Source organism: Enterobacter sp. 18A13 (assembly GCF_007035975.1).
Classification (GTDB): Bacteria; Pseudomonadota; Gammaproteobacteria; order Enterobacterales; family Enterobacteriaceae; genus Enterobacter; species Enterobacter vonholyi.
The window spans coordinates 2,889,055-2,910,522 of sequence record NZ_AP019634.1 but is presented as its reverse complement, the minus strand read 5'-3'; the positions used below and the strand labels follow the sequence as shown (position 1 = coordinate 2,910,522).

At 55.7% G+C, this 21,468-nt stretch carries 24 protein-coding genes and 1 pseudogene; 7 read left to right on the top strand and 18 right to left on the bottom strand.

Annotated elements, in window-relative coordinates:
- The gene (ompC, locus tag FOY93_RS14200; RefSeq protein ID WP_136195811.1) at window positions 1-1,107 is read right to left on the bottom strand and encodes a porin OmpC; all 1,107 of its coding nucleotides are present in this window, start codon (window positions 1,105-1,107) and stop codon (window positions 1-3) included.
- A 284-nt stretch (window positions 1,108-1,391) separates the two neighbouring features.
- Here ompC and FOY93_RS14195 point away from each other — a divergent pair, with 284 nt between their 5' ends.
- The 3 genes from FOY93_RS14195 (at window position 1,392) to FOY93_RS14185 (ending at window position 4,042) form a co-directional block, all read left to right on the top strand.
- The gene (locus tag FOY93_RS14195) at window positions 1,392-2,093 is read left to right on the top strand and encodes a phosphohydrolase (protein ID WP_133294730.1); all 702 of its coding nucleotides are present in this window, start codon (window positions 1,392-1,394) and stop codon (window positions 2,091-2,093) included.
- A 61-nt stretch (window positions 2,094-2,154) separates the two neighbouring features.
- The gene (locus FOY93_RS14190; protein WP_136195809.1) at window positions 2,155-3,570 is read left to right on the top strand and encodes a DNA cytosine methyltransferase; all 1,416 of its coding nucleotides are present in this window, start codon (window positions 2,155-2,157) and stop codon (window positions 3,568-3,570) included.
- Window positions 3,551-4,042, top strand: coding sequence for a very short patch repair endonuclease (locus tag FOY93_RS14185; RefSeq protein ID WP_127731524.1), 492 nt, complete (start codon window positions 3,551-3,553; stop codon window positions 4,040-4,042). The genes FOY93_RS14190 and FOY93_RS14185 overlap by 20 nt, the downstream gene beginning before the upstream one ends.
- Here FOY93_RS14185 and yedA read toward each other — a convergent pair.
- Window positions 4,014-4,928, bottom strand: coding sequence for a drug/metabolite exporter YedA (yedA, locus tag FOY93_RS14180; protein WP_136195807.1), 915 nt, complete (start codon window positions 4,926-4,928; stop codon window positions 4,014-4,016). The genes FOY93_RS14185 and yedA overlap by 29 nt on opposite strands.
- A 178-nt stretch (window positions 4,929-5,106) precedes the next feature.
- Between yedA and FOY93_RS14175 the strand changes: the two genes are divergently transcribed.
- The 3 genes from FOY93_RS14175 (at window position 5,107) to dgcQ (ending at window position 8,053) form a co-directional block, all read left to right on the top strand.
- Window positions 5,107-6,018: a DUF808 domain-containing protein gene (locus FOY93_RS14175; protein ID WP_008500306.1), complete on the top strand. Its 912-nt coding sequence runs from the start codon at window positions 5,107-5,109 to the stop codon at window positions 6,016-6,018.
- Between the two features lie 78 nt (window positions 6,019-6,096).
- On the top strand, window positions 6,097-6,279 hold the full coding sequence (locus tag FOY93_RS14170; RefSeq protein ID WP_008500307.1) for a YodC family protein: 183 nt from the start codon (window positions 6,097-6,099) through the stop codon (window positions 6,277-6,279).
- A gap of 73 nt (window positions 6,280-6,352) precedes the next feature.
- Window positions 6,353-8,053 (top strand): cellulose biosynthesis regulator diguanylate cyclase DgcQ, encoded by a 1,701-nt coding sequence (dgcQ, locus tag FOY93_RS14165; RefSeq protein ID WP_143345277.1) that lies wholly within the window; start codon window positions 6,353-6,355, stop codon window positions 8,051-8,053.
- Here dgcQ and FOY93_RS14160 read toward each other — a convergent pair.
- A complete protein-coding gene (locus FOY93_RS14160) occupies window positions 8,038-8,838 on the bottom strand; it encodes a mannosyl-3-phosphoglycerate phosphatase-related protein (RefSeq protein ID WP_133294725.1) in 801 nt (266 codons plus the stop codon). The genes dgcQ and FOY93_RS14160 overlap by 16 nt on opposite strands.
- 301 nt (window positions 8,839-9,139) lie before the next feature.
- Window positions 9,140-9,367 carry a YodD family peroxide/acid resistance protein gene (gene yodD / locus FOY93_RS14155; RefSeq protein WP_008500310.1) on the bottom strand — a complete coding sequence of 76 codons (228 nt, stop codon included), beginning with the start codon at window positions 9,365-9,367 and terminating at the stop codon, window positions 9,140-9,142.
- 136 nt (window positions 9,368-9,503) lie between these two features.
- Here yodD and dsrB point away from each other — a divergent pair, with 136 nt between their 5' ends.
- On the top strand, window positions 9,504-9,692 hold the full coding sequence (gene dsrB, locus FOY93_RS23550; RefSeq protein ID WP_008500312.1) for a protein DsrB: 189 nt from the start codon (window positions 9,504-9,506) through the stop codon (window positions 9,690-9,692).
- A gap of 101 nt (window positions 9,693-9,793) precedes the next feature.
- Here dsrB and rcsA read toward each other — a convergent pair whose 3' ends face one another.
- From rcsA to fliF, 14 genes and pseudogenes are all read right to left on the bottom strand, one after another.
- Window positions 9,794-10,417 carry a transcriptional regulator RcsA gene (rcsA, locus tag FOY93_RS14145; protein ID WP_143345276.1) on the bottom strand — a complete coding sequence of 208 codons (624 nt, stop codon included), beginning with the start codon at window positions 10,415-10,417 and terminating at the stop codon, window positions 9,794-9,796.
- A gap of 287 nt (window positions 10,418-10,704) precedes the next feature.
- A pseudogene (fliR, locus tag FOY93_RS14140) lies at window positions 10,705-11,497 on the bottom strand (flagellar biosynthetic protein FliR); the annotation flags it as partial.
- A 7-nt stretch (window positions 11,498-11,504) separates the two neighbouring features.
- Window positions 11,505-11,774, bottom strand: a complete 270-nt coding sequence (fliQ, locus tag FOY93_RS14135; protein ID WP_008500315.1) for a flagellar biosynthesis protein FliQ — start codon at window positions 11,772-11,774, stop codon at window positions 11,505-11,507.
- A 9-nt stretch (window positions 11,775-11,783) separates the two neighbouring features.
- On the bottom strand, window positions 11,784-12,521 hold the full coding sequence (fliP, locus tag FOY93_RS14130; protein WP_023619313.1) for a flagellar type III secretion system pore protein FliP: 738 nt from the start codon (window positions 12,519-12,521) through the stop codon (window positions 11,784-11,786).
- A complete protein-coding gene (gene fliO / locus FOY93_RS14125) occupies window positions 12,521-12,895 on the bottom strand; it encodes a flagellar biosynthetic protein FliO (protein ID WP_032658659.1) in 375 nt (124 codons plus the stop codon). The genes fliP and fliO overlap by 1 nt, the downstream gene beginning before the upstream one ends.
- 2 nt (window positions 12,896-12,897) lie before the next feature.
- Complete coding sequence (gene fliN, locus FOY93_RS14120) at window positions 12,898-13,311, bottom strand: flagellar motor switch protein FliN (protein ID WP_008500318.1); 414 nt, start codon at window positions 13,309-13,311, stop codon at window positions 12,898-12,900.
- Window positions 13,308-14,312, bottom strand: a complete 1,005-nt coding sequence (gene fliM / locus FOY93_RS14115; RefSeq protein WP_008500320.1) for a flagellar motor switch protein FliM — start codon at window positions 14,310-14,312, stop codon at window positions 13,308-13,310. The genes fliN and fliM overlap by 4 nt, the downstream gene beginning before the upstream one ends.
- Window positions 14,313-14,316: 4 nt before the next feature.
- A complete protein-coding gene (fliL, locus tag FOY93_RS14110; RefSeq protein WP_023312306.1) occupies window positions 14,317-14,787 on the bottom strand; it encodes a flagellar basal body-associated protein FliL in 471 nt (156 codons plus the stop codon).
- 106 nt (window positions 14,788-14,893) lie between these two features.
- Window positions 14,894-16,126, bottom strand: a complete 1,233-nt coding sequence (gene fliK, locus FOY93_RS14105) for a flagellar hook length control protein FliK (protein WP_143345275.1) — start codon at window positions 16,124-16,126, stop codon at window positions 14,894-14,896.
- Window positions 16,123-16,566, bottom strand: a complete 444-nt coding sequence (gene fliJ, locus FOY93_RS14100; RefSeq protein WP_023312304.1) for a flagellar export protein FliJ — start codon at window positions 16,564-16,566, stop codon at window positions 16,123-16,125. Before fliJ ends, fliK begins: the two co-directional genes overlap by 4 nt.
- A gap of 21 nt (window positions 16,567-16,587) precedes the next feature.
- On the bottom strand, window positions 16,588-17,958 hold the full coding sequence (gene fliI, locus FOY93_RS14095) for a flagellar protein export ATPase FliI (RefSeq protein WP_023336182.1): 1,371 nt from the start codon (window positions 17,956-17,958) through the stop codon (window positions 16,588-16,590).
- Window positions 17,958-18,665: a flagellar assembly protein FliH gene (gene fliH, locus FOY93_RS14090; protein WP_111964865.1), complete on the bottom strand. Its 708-nt coding sequence runs from the start codon at window positions 18,663-18,665 to the stop codon at window positions 17,958-17,960. The genes fliI and fliH overlap by 1 nt, the downstream gene beginning before the upstream one ends.
- Window positions 18,658-19,656 carry a flagellar motor switch protein FliG gene (gene fliG, locus FOY93_RS14085; protein ID WP_059346984.1) on the bottom strand — a complete coding sequence of 333 codons (999 nt, stop codon included), beginning with the start codon at window positions 19,654-19,656 and terminating at the stop codon, window positions 18,658-18,660. Before fliG ends, fliH begins: the two co-directional genes overlap by 8 nt.
- Window positions 19,649-21,328: a flagellar basal-body MS-ring/collar protein FliF gene (gene fliF / locus FOY93_RS14080; protein WP_143345274.1), complete on the bottom strand. Its 1,680-nt coding sequence runs from the start codon at window positions 21,326-21,328 to the stop codon at window positions 19,649-19,651. The genes fliG and fliF overlap by 8 nt, the downstream gene beginning before the upstream one ends.
- Window positions 21,329-21,468 lie beyond the last annotated feature (140 nt).

Sequence of the window (21,468 nt, the reverse complement as noted above, 5' to 3'; positions counted from 1 at the left end):
TTAGAACTGATAAACAAGACCGACTGCTACGATGTCATCGGTGCTGATGCCATTCGCGTTGTAGAAATCGTCATCTTCATCCAGCAGGTTGATTTTGTAGTCAACATAGGTGGACATATTTTTGTTGAAATAATAGGTCGCACCCACGTCAGCATATTTCACCAGATCTTTATCACTTCCGTAGAAGGAATTCAGATCCTTACCTTTAGACATCAGGAAAGAGATCGCAGGGCGCAGGCCGAAATCAAACTGATACTGTGCTGTCACTTCAAAGTTCTGAGTTTTATTAGCAACGCCGAAGTCACCGTAAGGCGTCATATTGCGGGTTTCTGCATACATGGTTGCCAGATAGATATCGTTGGCATCGTATTTCAAGCCAACAGTCCAGACGTCAGCCTTGTCACCACCGGCTGTTGTTTTGGTAACCTGGTCGTTGGTACGGTCAGATGAAGCATATGCAGCGGCGGCGTTGAATCCCATACCGAAATCGTAGGAGGTTGAAATACCCCAACCGTCTCCGTTTTCTTTGCGGATATCACGGCCATTGTTGGTACCTTCCTGATCGTTAGAGGCGCTTTCGTTATTGCCTTGATACTGAATAGCGAAATCCAGGCCCTGAGCCAGGCCAAAGAAATCATTATTACGGTAGGTTGCAACACCGTTTGTACGGCCGGTCATAAAGTTATCGGTATAGGTATAGGAATCTCCGCCGAACTCAGGCAGCATATCGGTCCAGCCTTCAACATCGTAAACCACGCCGTAGTTACGACCGTAGTCGAATGAACCGTATTCACCAAATTTCAGACCAGCGAAGCCAAGGCGTGTCCATGACTGATTGCCTGAGTTCTCTGTTTTGTTAGCCTTAATATTATATTCCCACTGGCCATAGCCGCTCAGCAGGTCGTTGATCTGCGTTTCGCCTTTGAAGCCCAGACGAACGTAGCTTACGTCGCCATCTGAACCCGTGTCGTCAGAGAAATAATGCAGACCATCTACTTTACCGTACAGGTCGAGTTTATTGCCATTGCTGTTGTAAACTTCAGCCGCATTTGCTATGCCTGCAATTAATAATGCAGGTGCAATAATTGCCAAAACTTTTCTTTTCATTATATATTCCCTTGAAAGATAATTTATATGAATATATGTAATCACTCTCCGCAATTACAGGGTGGATACTATTCCAGGATGTGTTATTTAGTTCTAAAAACAAATGTAATTAAAACCTTTTAAATATTGCAAAATATTTCATTTGCTCTCTTTATTTTTCCCGTGAATTAGTTGCTTGAATTTATAGGGTGTAATTATTATTAAGTATTTCGAATTTCTATTTTTTAATTGGTTTAATTTGCCTGTGTTATAATTCTTTCTCTTTTAGACGACAGGACATGACGATGGAACTTGCCCGGTGGCAGCAACGATTTGAGCACTGGCTCGAGGAGAATCACAGCACCGACGATACCGCACATGATATTTCGCATTTTCGTCGGGTCTGGATGACGGCGCAAAAAATCATGGTTCACCACATGGTCGAGCCGCTGGTGATTCTGACCGCATGCTATTTTCACGATATTGTCAGCCTGCCGAAAAACCATCCTGAACGCAGCCGGTCGTCACGGCTCGCGGCGCTTAAGACGAGCGACATTCTGCGCCACGACTTCCCGGACTTTCCGCCAGAGCATATTGCCGCCGTCGGGCACGCGATTGAGGCGCACAGCTTCAGCGCCGGGATTGCGCCGCAGATCATGGAGGCCAAAATTGTGCAGGATGCAGACCGGCTGGAAGCGTTAGGCGCTATCGGCCTGGCGCGCGTTTTTGCCGTCTCGGGCGCGCTGGGCGTGTCGCTTTTTGATGCTAACGATCCCTTCGCCGATGCGCGTCCCCTCGACGACCGTGCGTTTGCCCTCGACCATTTTCAGACCAAGCTGCTGCGATTGCCTGATACAATGCAAACGGACATGGGCCGCGAACTGGCACGTCACAATGCCGATTTCCTGATCCAGTTTATGGCGAAACTCAGCGCCGAATTACACGGCGACTGCCTCGGGCTGGATAGCCAGGTGCTGAGCCGTTTCCGTCGCAGTTTGCGCAACTGAACTGTGGTAATCTGTTCCCAGTCTTTATTCTCCGGTTAAAAGAATGCAGGAAAATCGATCAGTGACAGAGCCCGCGCCCGCGCAGGCTGAGAAAACAACGGCAACGGTGCAGGCCTTACTGCGCCAGCTGTTGGATATCTATGATGCTAAAACGCTGGCCAGCCTGCTGGTGGCGCACGGCGAGAGCCACTGGAGCCCGGCGATCCTTAAACGCCTGCTGACCAGCGAGCGAGCAGGGCGTCGCCTGAGTGAAGGCGAGTATCGTTATCTGCAAAATCTGCTTCCGCGTCCTTCTGCCGCGCACCCGAACTATGCCTTCCGCTTTATCGATCTTTTTGCCGGTATCGGCGGCATCCGGCACGGTTTTGAAGCCATCGGCGGACAGTGCGTGTTTACCAGCGAGTGGAACAAACATGCCGTACGAACCTACAAAGCTAACTGGTACTGCGATCCGAACGAGCATCATTTCAACGCGGATATCCGCGATGTGACCCTGAGCCATAAAAGCGGCGTGAGCGATGAACAGGCCGCCGAGCACATTCGTCAGACGATCCCGGCGCATGACGTGCTGCTGGCAGGCTTCCCTTGTCAGCCGTTCTCGCTGGCTGGCGTCTCCAAAAAGAATGCCCTTGGACGGGCCCACGGTTTCGCGTGCGATACGCAGGGAACGCTTTTTTTTGATGTGGCGCGCATTATTGACGCCCGCCGCCCGCCCATCTTTGTGCTGGAAAACGTCAAAAATTTAAAAAGCCACGACGGCGGGAAAACCTTCCGCATTATCATGCAAACCCTGGATGAGCTGGGTTATGACGTGGCCGATTCACAGGACATGGGCGCGGACGATCCTAAAATTATTGATGGGAAACATTTCCTGCCCCAGCATCGCGAACGTATCGTGCTGGTGGGCTTCCGTCGCGATCTCAATCTGAAAGGCGATTTTACCCTGCGGGATATACCCTCTCTGTATCCCGAGCGGCGTCCCACCGTGGCGGACCTGCTGGAACCGGTCGTCGACGCGAAATTTATCCTGACTCCGGTGCTGTGGAAATACCTCTACCGCTATGCCAAGAAGCACCAGGCGAAAGGCAACGGCTTCGGCTTTGGGATGGTAAACCCTAACGATCCGCACAGCGTCACCCGCACGCTGTCTGCTCGCTACTACAAAGACGGCGCGGAAATCCTGATCGACAGAGGCTGGGACAAAGCGCTGGGTGAAAAAGATTTCGACGATCCGCACAACCAGCGTCACCGTCCGCGACGCTTAACGCCGCGGGAATGCGCCCGGTTGATGGGTTTTGAAACGCCGCAAGGCTACGGTTTCCGCATTCCGGTTTCGGATACCCAGGCGTACCGCCAGTTTGGTAATTCGGTGGTCGTTCCCGCGTTTGCGGCGGTCGCAAAGCTGCTGGCCTCGCGCATCAGGCAGGCGGTGGCGCTCCGCCAGAGTGAGGCCGTCAATGACGGACGTTCACGATAAGGCGACGCGCAGTAAAAACATGCGTGCCATCGGCACGCGTGACACCGCGATTGAAAAGCGCCTGGCCGCGCTGCTGACGCAGGCGGGGTTTGACTTCCGCGTCCAGGATCCCGCCCTGGCGGGGCGTCCCGATTTCGTCATCGACGCCTGGCAGTGCATCATCTTTACTCACGGCTGTTTCTGGCACCATCACGACTGCTACCTGTTTAAAGTCCCCGCGACGCGCACCGATTTCTGGCTGGATAAGATTGCTAAAAACGTCGAGCGCGACGAGCGGGACCTCTCGACGCTTATTGAGCAAGGCTGGCGGGTGCTGATTGTCTGGGAGTGTGCGCTGAGAGGCAGATTAAAGCTGAATGATACCGATCTGACCGAACGGCTTGAAGAGTGGATCTGCGGCGGCGGCCAGACCGCGCAGATCGACACGCAGGGCATTCACCTGCTTACGGTTTCTCCGCCTCGCAAGGCGTGACTACCGGTTTTGCCGGCAGCAAATATTTGCCCAGCGTGACCAGCACGACGGCAAACACAATGATCCCTAATGCAATCCATTCCACTGGCGAGAGCGTTTCTCCCCCCAGACCTGTCCCGAGCAGCACGGCCACGACCGGGTTAACGTAGGCGTAGCTGGTGGCGACAGCCGGAGAGACATTGCGGATCAGGAACATATAGGCGTTAATGGCGATGACAGAGCCGAACAGCGCCAGGTAGCCTACCGCCAGCAAGCCCGACAGCGGCGGCAGGGTTGTCAGCTTTTCTCCCGTAAGCATGGAGGCGAGCAGCAGTACAATCCCGGCGGCAAGCATCTCGATTGCGCCCGCCATCATGCCGGTAGGCAGTTCGATACGCGAACCGTACACGGAACCAAACGCCCAGCTCATCGAGCCAATCAGGATGATGACTGCACCCCACGGATTCCCGCTCAGGTTACCGCCGCTATTCAGCAGAATGATGCCGGCAAGGCCAATCCCAATACCCAGCCACTCCAGCTTGCGGGTGCGGATACCAAAGAGGCGGCTGAAGCACAGGGTAAACAGCGGTACGGTGGCAACGACCACGGCGGCGATCCCGGACGGTACGTTCTGGTGCTCGGCAATCGTCACAAATCCGTTCCCCACAGCCAGCAGCAGCAGGCCGATCAGGGCGGCATTTAGCATCGGACGCAGCGGGGGAAGCTTATGCCCGCGCAGCAGCAGGAAGGCAAGCAGCAGGATGCCCGCCGAGAGAAAACGAATGCCCGCCATCATCAGCGGCGGCCAGCTTTCCACGCCGATGCGAATGACAAAGTAGGTTGACCCCCAGATGATGTACAGCGAAAAGAGTGCCCCGATGAGCGGTAGCAATTGCCGGAAACGCATAATCCCTCACGACGAAATAAAAAGTTCGCTGATAGTAAACGCGAAAACTATCTCGCTGGCGAGCCCTTTAATTGTGTGGCAGATGTGAATTTTTTGTTGACGTAAGGTGCCTGTTTCCGGGTTGGCGCTTTTGCTCCATACTATTCACTTAATTACCAAAAAATGAAGGATTAAGATTTTGGCAGGAAGTAGCTTATTAACATTGCTGGATGATATTGCCACCTTACTGGACGACATTTCAGTGATGGGGAAACTGGCGGCGAAAAAAACCGCAGGCGTGCTGGGCGATGATTTATCGTTGAACGCCCAGCAGGTGAGTGGGGTGAGGGCAAACCGTGAACTGCCGGTGGTGTGGGGCGTGGCGAAAGGCTCTTTCCTGAATAAGGTGATCCTGGTGCCGCTGGCGCTGCTGATCAGCGCCTTTATCCCCTGGGCCATCACGCCGTTGCTGATGATCGGTGGGGCATTTCTCTGCTTCGAGGGTGTGGAGAAGGTGCTCCACTCCTTTAGCGCGCGCAAGCAGAGCGATACGCCGGAGGTACGCCAGCAGCGTCTTGAAGCGCTGGCCGCGCAGGATCCGAAAACCTTCGAGCGTGATAAGGTCAAGGGCGCCATTCGGACCGACTTTATCCTGTCTGCGGAAATCGTCGCGATTACGCTGGGGATTGTCTCTGACGCGCCGCTTCTGAACCAGGTGCTGATCCTCTCCGGCATTGCGATTCTGGTCACCGTGGGCGTGTACGGTCTGGTGGGACTAATCGTCAAGCTGGACGATATTGGCTACTGGCTGGAAGAAAAGTCGAGCGCGGTAGCAAGAGGCATCGGCAAAAGCCTGCTGGTGCTGGCGCCCTGGCTGATGAAGAGTTTGTCGGTGGTGGGCACGCTGGCGATGTTCCTCGTGGGCGGCGGAATTGTGGTTCACGGTATTGCGCCCCTGCACCATGCCATCGAGCATTTCTCCTCCACGCAGGGGGCCGTTATCGCGGCGATTCTGCCCACCCTGCTGAATCTGGTGCTGGGCTTTATCATTGGCGCTATCGTCGTTGCGGCGGTGAAGCTGGTTGAGAAAATTCGCGGCACGTCGCACTAATTGTTACCCGCGGCAGGATGCAAAAAGACCATTCCTCGTCTAAATTGAAACAGTTTCACCCTGATACAGGAGGCAGGTATGGTCTTTTTGGTCAGTGATGAAGTTAAGCCTAAAAAGGGCGGCCCACGTATGATCGTCACCGGGTATTCCAGCGGAATGGTGGAATGCCGGTGGCACGATGGCTATAGCATCAAGCGGGAAGCATTTCGTGAAGATGAGCTTCAGCCGGGTGACGGGCAGCACAAGCGGGACAAGGCTTAATCACATAACGCCCGGCTTTGCCGGGCGTTTTTATCTCAAGTACTGGGTGTTAGGTAGCGATCATGGAGTGTGTGTGCAGCGCGATACCTTTGTTGTAAGACAATCTTTTTTGCAATGGCTGCATAAGCGTAGCAATCCGGGGCGGATTGTTAATCTCTGTTTTATGATCGTTCTGGTATTTTCCACTCTACTTACCTGGCGTGAGGTGGTGGTGCTGGAAGAGGCATACATCTCCAGCCAGCGCAATCATCTGGATACGGTGGCCAGTTCTCTGGACAGGCAGTTACAGAACAGCATCGACAGGCTGCTGTTATTTCGCCAGGGCATGCATGACGCAATCGAGACGCCGCTGGCCTTTGAAGTCTTACAGGATGCGGTGTCACGCTTTAATACCGTCCGCATGCTCCCCACCTGGCAGCTTGCCGTTGATAAAAAACGTACCCTTCCCATTAACGGGGTCTCGGACGCCTTTGTCGAAAAAACCACGCTTCTCAATCGGGACGCTGAACGCATAAGCCATGAAATTTCTGCCGCGCTCGAAGTGGGCTATTTGCTCAGACTGGCGTCGTCGAGAGCGCAAACGGAAGCGCGAGTGATCTACGTCTCCCGCGCCGGATTTTTCCTTTCCACGGATACGCCGGATCGGGCGGGTGATATTACTGCCCGCTATTATAATCTGGTCACGCAGTCCTGGTTTACCCAGCAGTCAGAACGTAACAACCGCGCCCGCGCCGTGCGCTGGTTTATCTCCACGCCTTCATCCTGGACCGGGGATGAACGAACGATCACCGCCAGCGTCCCCATCTATTTCGATCGTTACTGGTACGGCGTCGTGGCGATGGACTTTACATTGAGCACGATGCAGCGTCTGCTGGCCGATGCGACGGAAGATCGAACGGAGGGAGAGTATCAGCTGTACGATACCCGGCTAAATATGATCGCCACCTCAGCCCACGCGGGAAGCCCGGTTAACCATTTTGACGAACGCGAAGCGGCGCAGATTGCCCAGGCGATTGAGCATGATACCGGCGGCGGTATCCGCCTCGGGAGCCGGTTTATTACCTGGGAGCGGCTCGATCACTTCGATGGCGTCGTCCTGCGGATCCACACTCTGCATGAAGGGGTACAGGACGACTTCGGTAGCATCAGTATCGTACTGGCGCTGCTGTGGGCGCTCTTTACCGCCATGCTGTTGATCTCGTGGCTGGTGATCCGCCGGATGGTGAGTAACATGTATACGCTTCAGCACTCCCTCCAGTGGCAGGCCTGGCACGATCCGCTTACGCGACTGAATAATCGCGGCGCGCTGTTCGACCGCGCAAAAATGCTGGCAGAAACCTGTCGCCAGCAGTCGCTGCCGTTCTCGGTGATTCAGATCGATCTCGACCATTTTAAAAACATCAACGACCGCTTCGGCCATCAGGCCGGTGATAAGGTGCTCTCCCACACGGCAGGACTGATTGCCAGCGCGTTACGCAAGAATGATGTGGCAGGGCGTGTGGGCGGGGAAGAGTTTTGCGTCGTCCTGCCGGGGATTGGTCTGGAGGAGGCGAGAGGCGTCGCGGATCGCATTCGTTGCCGAATCAACAGTAAGGAGATTCTGGTGAAGAAGAGCACGACCCTGCGCATCAGCGCGTCGCTGGGGGTCAGCAGCGCGGATGAAGCGGGTAACTACGATTTTGAGCAGCTGCAGTCCGTGGCGGACGTCCGGCTCTATGAGGCCAAGCAGAGCGGGCGTAACCGGGTCATGTGGCGAAATCAGGACAGGAAGTGATCCAGCCCCTCCCGCCAGCCTGCCGGGCCGGGCTGCTGGGTGTGATAAACGCGGGCAGGGTTATCATCCCGTAGCGTGATGCCCTGGCGGTTAATCCCCTTGATGACCACCGCGAAGTCAACGCTGTCGAGCAGCGGCGCATCGTTAGGACCGTCGCCGAGCCCCAGCGTGGTGGGCTCGATCTCGTCCTGCTCGCCATACTGTTCAATCAGCCAGTTCACCGCTACGTCTTTGCCGCAGCGGGCGTCCAGAATATGCCAGAACCGCGCACCCTGCAGGCATTTCAGGCCGATATTCGCCAGTTCCTCTTCAAACTGAACCATTTTCTCGTCGGTATCGCGCCAGATGAGCGTGACGGACGCTTCATGCTTGCGGGCAAGCGACGAACGGTAGCGCGTCAGCCCGGTCCACTCGCTGATAACGTGCTCATCCACATCGTCAAAGGTGGTGAATTTAAAGCCCGTCTGCAGACGAATCTGCTCGATCCGAGGACGAATATCCCGGTGCGTCATCCCTCTGGTCTGGCGCTGAACCTTATCCCAGCGCACGTCAGGCTGAATCACCGCGCCGTTCTCGGCAATAAAAGGCAAGCCTTCAAGCCCAAGATCCTGCTGGATATCCAGCATCTCTGCCGCGGTCTTGCTGCTGCAGAGAATGACCGGAATCTGATTATCCAGCAGTTTGTCCAGCCAGGGCATGGCGGGTTGCCACTCATAGGTATGAATATCCAGCAACGAGCCGTCCAGGTCAGAAAAAATCAGCAAGTTATCCCGCAGTGAAGGCATAGTGGCTCCCGGTAACGGCTGCGTCCTTATCTAAGAAAATTCCTAAAAAATAACCGAATTGTTAACAGGAGAAATGAGAGTATTCCCTGGCAAACCCGCATTCGGCGTATGTTATTGCTCATAGCGAAAAGCATTATGTTAAAAATATTATATTCATCATAAGAATATATGCTTGTCAGACAAATTCGTTGGGGATAGTGTGGCTTGTACATCAGATTTCCTGGTGTAACGAATTTTCAAGTGCTTCTTGCATAAGCAAGTTTTGATCCCGGTCATCCCCATGACCGGGATTTTTTTCGCCCTAACGATTGGCTTCAGACACGCTAAAGTCGTGAATATCGAGCTCGAAGGCCTCCGCCAGCTCACGATAGGTGTGATAATCCCTTCCGTTGACAATGACGCGGTCCGAATTGTCGTCCGACCGGCGGACTTCTGACTCACTGATCTCATTGATGGCGGCCAGCAGGGCATCGACATCCACCTCGACTTCGCGCTTGATGGTGTCGCTGTACTCTTTATCGGTCTTCATTGCGGGACTCCTCTTTCAACCTGCAAACGTGTCCAGGGTTAAGTATAGCCTGTGTATAAAAACGCCATTCACGCCGGGCGGCGATGTGTGTTTTTGCGTTTTGTTCTACACTGGCTCAAAACCAGAGGAGGAATGTATGAAGGTCAACGATCGGGTAACCGTTAAAACGGACGGTGGGCCGCGCCGCCCGGGTGTGGTGCTGGCAATTGAAGAGTTTAGTGAAGGGACAATGTACCTGGTATCACTGGAAGACTACCCGCTCGGCATTTGGTTTTTTAACGAACTGGGGCATCCTGACGGTATCTTTGTTGAGAAAGCAGACTAACATGGCGTCGGGTAGCACATCGCGGCCCGACATCCTCTGCAGAAGCAAAAATCTCTGGCCAGGCCAGAGATCAAAGGTAGGGTGCACAGGGTCTTAAGCGACTAACGCATGTTAACGAAAATCCCGTTCGTCACATTATCGGTCAGGCGTACCACATGGTAGATCACTTGCTTATTATGCGTTTTAATTTTCCGTTTAATATTTCCTTTGTGTGACGAAACGGTTTTCGCTTTAATATTCATCTGGTCGGAGATCTGAATAGTTCCTTGTCCCGCCATCCACATTCGCAGCATACTTGATTCAGTCCTGCTTAATGATAGGGTGGGTAAGTTAACCGCTCCTACATTTTTAACTTCTTTATTCAAATAATCACCCAAAATGTCATCCAGCGACTCGGGTTTAATCGATTTAGAACTGATCAATAAATTTTTACGGACCAACAAATACTCATCGAAATGGATATTCGCGATCGCCATAAAAACAATAAACAGGGTTTTTGGATGCTGATTAATGATTTGCTTAATGTGCTGACTGTTGGCTGGATCGTGAATGAAACAGTCCTCATTAATAAACACCACGCCTGGTTTTAGTTTGTCACAAGCGGCTGCGAGTTCGTCAACGGTGTGTGCATCGTTGATGTCTCTCTTTCTTACCCCTCTGCTTGCCAGGTACCCGGTTAACCCTAGCCGGGTGTAGCTGCATAAATCCATAATGATCGTTGACATGGCATACCCTCACTCAATGCGTAACGATAATTCACCATCTGCCTGAGAGCTCAAAACAGCCATACGGGATGGAAAAAAATAATAAACCTGTGAGCATGACAAAGACTTTCAGGCGGACTCACTATCCCGTAAAGTTACGTATAATTTGCCAGGAATCTTCTTAAAGTAAAGTAAATATTAAGTATTGTGAGGTGGTTAGAAACAATTAAACCGCGTCAGATATATCCTGGAAGATGTTTTTCGCATTTTATTTTAGGAATATCCTCAGAAAGACAATAGCAACAGTGAGGGATATTATTTACGTGGCAGCTCGCTGACAATATCCGCTAACAGGTTGAATATCTCGCCGAATAAATGTTCACAGAAGGGAGCGATCAGTGGCATCAGTAATGACATTAATAAAATTCCGACCGTCAGCGTCAGCGGAAAACCAATGACAAACACCGAAAGCTGCGGCGCCATTCGGTTGAGTAAACCTAAAGCCAGGTTGACGGTCAGCAGCAGGGTGATGATAGGTAACGCCAGCATCAGCCCGTTCAGGAAGATCAGCCCCGCCGCTCGGGTGAGCGCCAGGAAAGCGTTGCTGTTCACCGGGTTTTCGCCAATCGGCAGGGTATGGAACGTGTCCACCAGCATGGAGATTAGCCACAGATGGCCGTTGAACGACAGGAACAGCAGCATGGCGAGCAGATCGATAATGCGCGCCAGCACGGGCATGTTGAGATGACTGCCGGGATCGACAAACGTGGCAAAAGATAACCCCATCTGCAGGCCAATCAGTTCCCCCGCGGTACGCACGGCGGCAAAGGCCAGCTGCATGGTAAAGCCGACGGCGACGCCAATCATAACCTGCTGCAAGGCCACCCACACCGCGTTCGCCGAGAAGATCGGAATATCCACGGGGGGCAGAGAGGGCGCGACGATAATGGAGATAATAATCCCCAGTCCCACCTTGACGCGTTTGGGTATCGATTTCTCGCTGAGAATGGGGGCGGTGGAGATCAGCGCCATGATGCGCAGCATCGGCCAGAAGTAGACGCCGAGCCACTGAACCCACTGGTCGCTGGTGAAGTGCAGCATCGTCAGGTCAGCCGATGATATACGGCAGGTTGGTAAACAGGTTGCGCATATAGTCCAGCAACAGGTTCAGCATCCACGGCCCGGCTACGATGATCGCCACGAACACGGCGATGATTTTCGGGATGAATGACAGCGTCATTTCGTTTATCTGGGTGGCGGCCTGCAGAATACTGATAATCAGACCGGTAACCAGCGCGACAAGCAGCAGCGGCGCGGCAACGGCAATCGCGATTTTCATCGCCTCCGTGCCCATCATCATGACCGATTCGGGTGTCATTGCCGTTCCTTAACTGTAGAAACTCTGCGCCAGCGAGCTGACCAGCAGCTGCCAGCCGTCGACCAGTACAAAGAGCATGATCTTAAAGGGCAGGGCAATGGTCGCGGGCGGCACCATCATCATCCCGAGCGCCATCAGGACGCTGGCGATCACCAGATCGATAATCAGGAACGGAATAAAAATGGTAAAGCCAATCTGGAACGCGGTTTTCAGCTCGCTGGTAACATAGGCGGGCAGCAGAATACGCATTGGCACCGCTTCCGGTCCCTGCAGCTCGCCGGTGTTGGACAGGCGGGCGAAAAGGGCCAGGTCGGCTTCGCGCGTCTGGCGCAGCATAAATTCCCGCAGCGGCTGTGCGCCTTTGTCGAGCGCCTCCTGCATGGAGATTTTGTCTTCGCTGAACGGCTGATAGGCGTCGGTATAAATCTTATCGATCACCGGTGACATAATGAAAAAGGTCAAAAACAGCGCCAGCCCGAGCAGAACCTGGTTTGGCGGAGCGGAAGGGGTGCCCAGCGCGTTTCGCAGCAGACCGAAAACGATGATGATGCGGGTGAAGCTGGTCATCATCAGCAGGATGGCCGGAATAAACGTCAGCGAGGTGATGAACACCAGCGTCTGAACGGGAAGTGACCAGCTTTGCCCACCACCCGCGAGAGGGGTTGAGACCAGACCGGGCAGCTGTGCATAGACCGCGGGAGCAAACAGGGCAACGCCCGCAAGCGTCAGGGATAACAAACGGCGCATCAGGATCTCCCGGAACGCTTAAGCAAACTCTTCATGACGGACTGAAAATCCGCAGGGGCCTCTGCGCGCTCGTCCACCACAACAGGAGCGGGCGGCAGCTTGTGTAATACGCTGATGTTTGAGGCCGTTACGCCCAGAACCAGACGCGCATCGTCCACCTCGACGATGACCACGCGTTCGCGTGGACCCAGGGTGGTGCTGGCGCTAACCTTCAGGCCGCGGGCACCGGCGGTTTTACCCGCCAGGCCAAAGCGTTTTGCCAGCCAGGCGGCGATAAGAATAAAGGCAATAATACCGAACAACGCCCCGCTCACCTGGAGCAGAGGTGAGCCGGGAACGGCAGAAGGCTGTGATATTGTTGCCTGGGTTTTCATGCTTAACGGCTCAGACGACGCATACGTTCAGACGGGGTAATGATGTCGGTGATGCGTACGCCGTATTTATCGGCAACCACTACGACTTCACCCTGGGCAATCAGATAGCCGTTGATCAGGATATCCAGCGGCTCACCGGCCAGACCGTCAAGGGCCACCACGGAACCCTGCGTCAGGCGCAGCAGCTCTTTAATGGTCATACGGGTGCGTCCCAGCTCAACGGTCAGCTTAACCGGGATATCCATGATCAGGTCGATGTCCTGAAGCGTGCCGCTGACGTCACCGCCGCCGAGCTGCTGGAAGACGGCATCCGCTGCGCTTTTGGCCGGGGTCGCTTTTTGCTCGTTTAACGCGTCAGCCCACAGATCGTCCAGTGCTCCGCTGTTTTCATCGGACGGATTGTTCATGTCACTCATTTGGGCTGTTCCTCATTCAGCGAATTCAAAATCGGGTTGATCAAGTGCTCAACGCGTAACGCATACTGACCGTTAATCGTGCCGTACTGGCTTGTCAGCACGGGGACACCATCCACATGGGCAATAATGCGGTCGGGTTTTTCTATCGGCAAAACATCGCCGGGTTGTAATTTCAGGATCTGAGATAACCGCAGCGGGATATCGGCGAAGCTCGCCACCAGTTCAAGCTGCGAATGCTGGACCTGGCGGACCAGGTTTTCACGCCAGTTCTGGTCTTCGTTGCGGGAGTTCTCCAGCGGCGGGTTAACCAGCAGCTCGCGCAGCGGTTCGATCATGCTGAACGGCAGGCAGATGTTGAACTCGCCGGTCAGGTTACCGATTTCCACGTGGAACGGCGTGTTAACAACGATATCGTTCGGAGAGGTGGTGATATTGGTAAATTTCACCTGCATCTCAGAACGGACGTACTCCACTTCCAGCGGGTTAATCGCTTTCCACGCGTCGCTGTATGATTCCAGCGCCAGCTTCAGCATGCGGTTAATAACGCGCTGTTCGGTGTGGGTGAATTCACGACCTTCTACTTTGGTCGGGAAACGCCCGTCGCCGCCGAACAGGTTATCCACCGCGATGAACACCAGGCTTGGCGAAAACACCACCAGACCGGTGCCGCGCAGCGGCTTCAGATGAATCAGGTTAAGGTTGGTTGGCACCGGCAGGTTGCGGGCAAACTCATGGTACGGCTGAATGCGGATCGCACCGACCGTAATATCCGGGCTACGACGCAGCAGGTTAAACAGCCCCATACGGAACTGACGTGCAAAACGTTCGTTAATGATCTCCAGCGCCTGCAGACGTTCACGTACCACGCGACGCTGGGTATTCGGGTCATAGGGACGAATATCGCTATCGCCGCCAATACCCGGTTGCGGATCATCACTTTTATCGCTGTCGCCGTTGAGCAGCGCATCGATTTCTGCCTGAGAAAGAATACTGTCGCCCATGTCGTTACCGCAGAATGAATGCTGTATACAGAACGTCAGTGACTTCCTGCTTAGGTTGGCCGTTTACCAGCGGGGTCGCCAGCGTTTGTTTAATAGCGTCGACCAGCTTTTGCTTACCCACATCGGTGGCCAGCGCCGAAGCGTCCTGACGAGAGAACAGCAGCAACAGACGGCTACGCACTTCAGGAAGGTAATCGTTCAGACGTGAACGGGTGGCTTCATCTTTCAGGCGCAGCGTAATGCCAACGTAAAGCACGCGATCCGCATCACCGAGATTGACGGTGAAGGTATCCAGCGGGAAGAACACTGGAGCCGGCGGAGGAGGTGCTTCAGCTTTGGCCGCAGCGGTGGTCGGTTCCTGCTGCATACGCCAGTAACTATAGCCCGCGGTAGCGCAGGCGGCGAGCGTGATCAACACCAGCAGCGGGATCCAGATGGAACGCTTACTTTTTTTGGTGATAGCGGAGTCAGTCATCTGATACGAGCTTCCTGTTTCGGTACAGCTTAATAAGGTGATTATCCCGTGTCCTGCTGTCGTCAAAGCGTGGAAAAGACGGGGATAATCACGCTACCTCTGGCGTTTAGGCGAAGATGTCTACGGCACTGTTACCGCGCGCTGCGGACTGCAGGGCGGAAGGAACAGGCAGCAACTCATCGCTCTCTTCATTAAAACCGCCGGTGTTGCCGGAACGCGAAGCCTGGTGCTGCTGCTGGGATGAGGATTGCTGCTGCCCGGCGAAGCTCTCGCTGCTGACGCTACTCTGTGCAAGCTGAATGCCGTTTTCCGCCAGTGAGGTCCGCAGTACCGGCAGCGCGGCTTCCAGCGCTGCACGAACATGGCTGTGCGCTGAGACCATCTGTAACTGCGCCTGGTTATCATCCAGCTTAAGCGAAATTTGCACCTGACCCAGATCTTCCGGGTGCAGGCGCAGCTCTGCCGTCTGCTGGCCCTGCTTAGTGAACAGGGTGATGTGCTGGCTCAGAGACTGCTGCCACTCGTGGGTTCCCAGAGGCTGGCTTAACACCGGCGCGGTGGCAACGGTAGCGGCCGTCTGGCTGGTCGTATGGCTGGACATAATCGGTGCCAGGGTGGCCGTTGGTGATGATGAGGAGGACGAACTGGCGAGCTCCTGCTTCTCTGCTGCTGCGGCCACGGCCGGTGTAGCAGGCACGTTGCCCGACAGAGCGGGTTCGTTGGTTTTCGCCTGGCTCTGATAAGGCGTAGAACTCTGCGCTTTATCGTGGCTTCCCGCGGACGCGTTCAGGGACGGCTGGCCCACGCCGTTTTGCGAAAGCGTCGCGGAACTCAGCGTTGAGGTGGCGGAAACGCCCTCACTGCCTGCCGCGCGAGAGGCTGTAGTTTGCTGGTGAGGCAGCATCGCCATCAGCGCGCTTAATCCGGCCAGTTCTTCTTCGCTAAGCTCGCTTTTACCGTCATCTTTGCTGTTCGCGGCATTGATCGTCTTCAGCGCGTCGCCCTTAGACAGCGGCACCAGCCCGGAAACCAGCGTATCAAGCGACGTGACGGGCGACGTTTCATCGCCATTCAGCGCCGTCTGGCGCGAGAGCAGGTCGGCAATTTTGGCCTGCAGGGTGGTATCACCTTTTGCGTCCTGGGCCACTTTTGACAGTTTACTGCCGGCGGCTTTCAGGTCAGCCAGGGTCAGCGGCGCATCTTTGCCCTTGCCCGTTGCGTCCGACAGGGCGCCCGCCAGCAGAGAGAGAAAGTCCTGAGCACCGTCGGTGCCTTTCCCTGTTTGCGTGCCGCCTGACAGGTCGCTGTCGCTCATCAGCAGTTGTTGCAGTGTGATCATTCCGGTTTCCTCATTGATGCGCGCTGGGCAAACTCATCCATTTTCTTCTGATCCAGACGGTTTTCCGCCAGGGTCGTTGCCGCGATCTGTCGGTCCTGTAAAGTCTGCCAGGCCTGCAGCCGCTGCTTCTTCTCGCGCCAGAAATTCAGCGCGGTATCGACTTTCTGGGTCCACTGGTTAAGCTGCTGGCGATGCTGATCTATCGCCTTCTCCAGCGTCTGGATAAACTGCTGATAGTTAATCCAGCGCTGGCTTCCAATGCCCTGTGTCATATCGGTATTGAGGTTGGTGCGATATTCATGCTGATAGTCGATTAACATCTTCAACTGTTCTTCAGCCTGCTGGCACCCGCGTCGCATTGCGCCAAGCTGCAATGCGGCATCATCAACTTCTTTCTCAGCCAGATCTTTCAGCGTTGATAACGCGCTGTTTTGCGCCATGACCTTCGCCCTCCACCTGTGTTACACCTGCGGGAAAATCAGCTCAAGTGCCTGAATTGAATCTTCCCAGTCGGCGCGTTCAAAAATGCCTTGTTGCAAAAATGCTTCCAGCTGCGGCCACAGGCTAATCGCCTTGTCGAGCATCGGGTCGCTGCCTTTGGCATACGCCCCCACGCTGACCAGATCGCGGTTGCGCTGGAAGCTGGAAAGCAGTTGTTTGAAGTTACGCACGCGAGCGTAGTGCTTCTCGGTTATCAGCGCCGTCATTGCGCGGCTGATAGAGGCTTCAATATCGATGGCCGGGTAGTGCCCGGCTTCGGCCAGACGACGCGACAGCACAATGTGACCGTCAAGAATTGCGCGCGCGGAGTCGGCAATCGGGTCCTGCTGGTCATCGCCTTCCGTCAGAACCGTGTAGAACGCGGTGATGGAGCCGCCGCCGCTGATGCCGTTCCCCGCGCGTTCCACCAGCGCAGGAAGTTTGGCGAAGACCGAAGGCGGGTAGCCTTTGGTCGCCGGTGGCTCACCGATGGCCAGCGCGATTTCACGCTGCGCCATCGCGTAACGGGTCAGGGAATCCATGATCAGCAGCACGTGCTTGCCGCGGTCACGAAAATCTTCGGCGATGCGGGTGGCGTACGCGGCACCCTGCATACGCAGCAGCGGCGACACGTCCGCCGGCGCGGCAATTACCACCGAGCGGGCACGGCCTTCCGCACCCAGAATGTTTTCAATAAAGTCTTTTACTTCACGACCACGTTCGCCAATCAGCCCCACGACGATCACATCGGCTTGGGTATAGCGCGCCATCATGCCGAGCAGAACGGATTTACCCACGCCAGACCCGGCGAACAGGCCCATACGTTGTCCACGTCCCACGGTGAGCAGGGCGTTAATCGGGCGCACGCCGGTGTCAAGCACATGCTCGATAGGGGTACGCTGCAGGGGGTTGAACGGTTGGGTGATCAGCGCACCGGTTTCGGTGGTGTCCGGGGAGGGCAGGCCGTCGAGCGGTTTACCGCTGCCGTCCAGCACGCGGCCCAGCAGGGCAGGGCCAAGCGGCAGCTGTTTCCCACTTTGCAGCCCATCGCCAGAAATGTTTTTGGCGTAGACGCGCGCGCCGGGCAGAATGCCTTCCACCTCTTCAAGCGGCATCAGGAACAGGCGCTGGCCGTTAAACCCGACCACTTCGCTTTCAACTTCGCGCGTTTCCAGACCGTCCTGACGCTCAATCACGCAGGTCGCGCCCAGCGGCAGCTGCAGGCCGGTGGCTTCGAGAACCAGCCCGGTGGCGCGCGTGAGTCGCCCATAACGACGAACAGATGGCAGTTGCGCCATCTTCGTCTCAAAGTTGTCGAGCGTGGTGAGCCAGCGGGTGAGGCGAGCGGTCATCAGACGACTCCCGGTGCCGCCAGGCGGCACAGTTCCTGCCAGCGGGTAGCAACGCTGGCATCCAGGTCGCCTTCATCAGCAGAGACTTTGCAGCCGCCGTGATGTAACGACGGGTCGCCGCGCAGACGCCAGCCGTGCAGGTTCAGCGTCGCGCCCAGGCTCTCTTCCACGCGCTGCAGATCGTCCGGATGGACGCGCAGCTGAGGTTTCCCGCTGAACAGCGGCTCCTGCTGAAGCAGACCCTGAATTTGTTTGATAAGTGCGGTATTATCCACCACGGGCGTCTGGCCGATCACCTGACGCGCGGCTTCCAGCGCCATCTGCATCAGTCGTGAGGCAATCACGCTGTCCAGCGCGTCAAGAGTGTGCTGGAACTCGCTGACCAGCTGCTGCATGCGGGCATGGATCGGCGCCTGCTGCTGGCGCGCCTGATCGATACCGTGCTCTAACCCTTTCGCCAGACCTTCCTGATATCCCTGCTCGTGGCCTTTCTGCCGGCCTTCGTTCAGACCGGCATTGTAACCCTGCTCGTGCGCCTGCATTTGCAGCTGAGCCAGCATTTGAGCTTGCTGCTCTTCTTCGCTCAGCTCGGGCTGCTCGACGTCCGGGTCAAGCTCCTCGGTCGGTATCACGGCTGGCGTGAACTCGGAGAGGGGAGGAGCCAGATCGTCCGGCGTCCAGCGTTTCCACGGCAGCTCATTAGACATAGGTGTCGTCTCCGCTGCCAATCACCATCTCGCCGGTTTCCGCCAGACGACGAACAATAAGCAGAATGGCTTTCTGTTCGTTTTCCACCTGAGACAGACGAACCGGGCCGCGGTTGGCAAGGTCGTCGCGCAGGATATCTGCCGCGCGCTGAGACATGTTGCGCAGGAACTTCTCGCGCAGCGGCTGCTCGGCGCCTTTGAGTGCGATAAGCAGCGACTCGGAATCCACTTCCTGGAGCAGGCGCTGGATGCTGCGATCGTCCACCTCGACAAGGTTTTCGAACAGGAACATCTCGTCGATGATTTTCTGTGCCAGCTCGCCGTCGAATTCGCGAACCGCCGTAATGACGGCCTCTTCCTGCTGCGTTTTCATCAGGTTGATGATTTCCGCCGCCGTTCTCACGCCGCCCATTTTGCTGCGCTTGAGGTTCTGACCGTCGAGCAGGTTGTTCAGCACCTCGGTCAGCTCCGCCAGTGCGGCCGGCTGGACGCCGCCGAAGGTGGCGATACGCAGCATCACATCGTGACGCAGACGCTCTTCGAACAGCGCCAGAATATCGGCCGCCTGACCACGTTTGAGGTGGACAAGGATGGTGGCGATAATCTGCGGGTGCTCGTCGCGAATAAGGTCGGCGGCACTCTGCGGTTCCATAAAGTTGAGCGTTTCGATACCGCTTGCGGTATCGCGGGTTTCCAGAATGTCTTCCAGCAGGCTGGAGGCACGCTCTTCGCCCAGCGCCTTGACCAGCACGGAACGGAGGTAGTCGTTGGCGTTGACGTTCAGCGCGGCAAACTGTTCGGCTTCCTGTTCAAACTCTGCCAGCACTTCGGTCAGCTGCTTGTTGGAGATCTGACGCACGTTGGCCATGGCCGCACTGAGAATTTGCACTTCTCGCTGGGAGAGGTGTTTAAACACCTCTGCCGCGCGATCTTCGCCAATGGTCATCAGCAGGATGACGCTTTTATCGGTGCCCGTAAGCGTATTACTCATGTTCGTTACCCATCCACTGGCGGATGACCAGCGCCACGACGCGCGGATCGTTATCTGACATTTCGCGAATGCGCTGGCTCATGACCTCAGCGCCCATGCGCTGGTTAGCACGACGCTGCTGCATCTGTTCATCTTTGCTGAGGCGCACTTCAACCGCTTCTTCCGTTTCCTGACGCGCATTCATCTGCTCGCGAGCCGCTTTTTCGGCTTCAGCACGGCGCTGGAGCTGCGGACGAACGCCCTTACGCCACAGCAGCCACGCGACAATCAGCACCAGCAGCCAGCGTCCTGCGGACATCAGCTGATCGATAAACGCCTGCTGTTGCCAGAACGGCAGTTCACCGCCGGTCTCGTCAACCGAGTTGAACGGTGAGTTCACCACGTTGAGGGTATCGCCGCGCTTCTCGGAGTAACCCATCGCTTCGCGGGTCAGGTTTTCAATCTGCTTCATCTGCTCGGCGGTCAACGGCAACGGTTTGCCATCCGCCAGCGTTTTGTAGTTCACCACCACCGCAACGGAAAGACGCTGAATATCGCCCACGTTCAGCTTAGTGTGGCGAATCGTTCTATCCACTTCGTAGTTCGTGGTTTCATTACGGCTGGTGTTTCGTGGGCCGCTGTTATTCGCCGTTGAGGTGGTCTGCTGGTTAGTCTGCTGACCGTTCTGCTGATTAGCCGGCGGCGTAGAGATCGGCGCCGCGTTAGCCGGGGCAGGCTGGTTAGACAGTGCGCCCGGCACGCCGCCCGGGTTTGCACCGCCAATCTGCTCGCTGGTGTTGATCTGGCGCGAACGCATCACCGCCTGAGCCGCATCGCCGTTCGGGCTGTATTGTTCTTCAGTTTGTTCTTTATTCGCGAAGTCGATCTGGGCGGTTACCTGCGCGTGCACGTTGCTGTTGCCCACTACCGGGCCAAGGATCGCTTCGATACGACGCTGGAGACGGCTTTCGACATCGGCGGCATATTTCAGCTGCGCGTCATTCAGATCGCGACCGGCGGTATTGGATTGCGTCAGCAGGTGACCGCTCTGGTCAACCAGCGTCACGTTACCCGGCGGCAGACCGGCCACGGCGCTGGAGACGAGGTGCGTCACCGCGCTGATTTGCCCTTCGTCCAGCGCACGGCCGGGTTCGAGGTTCACGGTCACGGAAGCCGAAGGTGATTTCTGTTCGCGGACAAATAAGGAAGGCTTAGGCATCGCCAGATGCACGCGGGCACTCTTCATCGGGCCTAATGTTTCAATGGTGCGGGCCAGTTCACCTTCCAGCGCGCGCTGGTAGTTCACCTGCTCGCTGAACTGGCTGATACCGAATTTTTCCTGATCCAGCAGCTCAAAGCCCACCGCGCCGCCTTTCGGCAGCCCCTGCTGAGCCAGACGCAGACGCAGTTCGTGCACCTTATCTGCCGGTACCTCAAGCGCACCGCCATTATCGGCAAAGCGATAAGGGATGTTCATCTGGGTAAGCTGGGTGACGATGGCGCCGCCATCCTGATCGGAAAGATTGCTGTAGAGCGTCCGGTAATCAGGGCTTTTCGCCCACAGGACCATCGCTACAAGGATCGCAATTGCGGCAGCGCCTGTCACGATCAACGGGATTTTAGGATTCGCGCGAAGGCGGTTCATCCACTCGAGTGATTTATTCTGCGGCGCTGTCGATGCTGTTGCACTCATTGCGCACCTCTTAAATCCTGGTGGTTTACGTTATTCGTGTAGAGAAACAAAACTGACTCCCGGGTCGGCAAACACGACAAAAGTTCCATATTGATGGCCCTGCCATTATTTGATGATTCGTGATTTTCTATGCGTCAAAT

Coding starts and splice junctions, on each gene's coding strand:
- FOY93_RS14160 (WP_133294725.1), bottom strand. CDS start 8,838: ATGCCTTCACTGCGGGATAACTTGCTGATTTTTTCTGACCTGGACGGC.
- yedA (WP_136195807.1), bottom strand. CDS start 4,928: ATGCGTTTCCGGCAATTGCTACCGCTCATCGGGGCACTCTTTTCGCTG.
- fliP (WP_023619313.1), bottom strand. CDS start 12,521: ATGCGCCGTTTGTTATCCCTGACGCTTGCGGGCGTTGCCCTGTTTGCT.
- FOY93_RS14195 (WP_133294730.1), top strand. CDS start 1,392: ATGGAACTTGCCCGGTGGCAGCAACGATTTGAGCACTGGCTCGAGGAG.
- dsrB (WP_008500312.1), top strand. CDS start 9,504: ATGAAGGTCAACGATCGGGTAACCGTTAAAACGGACGGTGGGCCGCGC.
- fliK (WP_143345275.1), bottom strand. CDS start 16,126: ATGATCACACTGCAACAACTGCTGATGAGCGACAGCGACCTGTCAGGC.
- fliQ (WP_008500315.1), bottom strand. CDS start 11,774: ATGACACCCGAATCGGTCATGATGATGGGCACGGAGGCGATGAAAATC.
- FOY93_RS14185 (WP_127731524.1), top strand. CDS start 3,551: ATGACGGACGTTCACGATAAGGCGACGCGCAGTAAAAACATGCGTGCC.
- yodD (WP_008500310.1), bottom strand. CDS start 9,367: ATGAAGACCGATAAAGAGTACAGCGACACCATCAAGCGCGAAGTCGAG.
- fliM (WP_008500320.1), bottom strand. CDS start 14,312: ATGGGCGACAGTATTCTTTCTCAGGCAGAAATCGATGCGCTGCTCAAC.
- rcsA (WP_143345276.1), bottom strand. CDS start 10,417: ATGTCAACGATCATTATGGATTTATGCAGCTACACCCGGCTAGGGTTA.
- fliL (WP_023312306.1), bottom strand. CDS start 14,787: ATGACTGACTCCGCTATCACCAAAAAAAGTAAGCGTTCCATCTGGATC.
- fliN (WP_008500318.1), bottom strand. CDS start 13,311: ATGAGTGACATGAACAATCCGTCCGATGAAAACAGCGGAGCACTGGAC.
- FOY93_RS14170 (WP_008500307.1), top strand. CDS start 6,097: ATGGTCTTTTTGGTCAGTGATGAAGTTAAGCCTAAAAAGGGCGGCCCA.
- fliF (WP_143345274.1), bottom strand. CDS start 21,328: ATGAGTGCAACAGCATCGACAGCGCCGCAGAATAAATCACTCGAGTGG.
- fliI (WP_023336182.1), bottom strand. CDS start 17,958: ATGACCGCTCGCCTCACCCGCTGGCTCACCACGCTCGACAACTTTGAG.
- fliO (WP_032658659.1), bottom strand. CDS start 12,895: ATGAAAACCCAGGCAACAATATCACAGCCTTCTGCCGTTCCCGGCTCA.
- fliH (WP_111964865.1), bottom strand. CDS start 18,665: ATGTCTAATGAGCTGCCGTGGAAACGCTGGACGCCGGACGATCTGGCT.
- fliJ (WP_023312304.1), bottom strand. CDS start 16,566: ATGGCGCAAAACAGCGCGTTATCAACGCTGAAAGATCTGGCTGAGAAA.
- ompC (WP_136195811.1), bottom strand. CDS start 1,107: ATGAAAAGAAAAGTTTTGGCAATTATTGCACCTGCATTATTAATTGCA.
- fliG (WP_059346984.1), bottom strand. CDS start 19,656: ATGAGTAATACGCTTACGGGCACCGATAAAAGCGTCATCCTGCTGATG.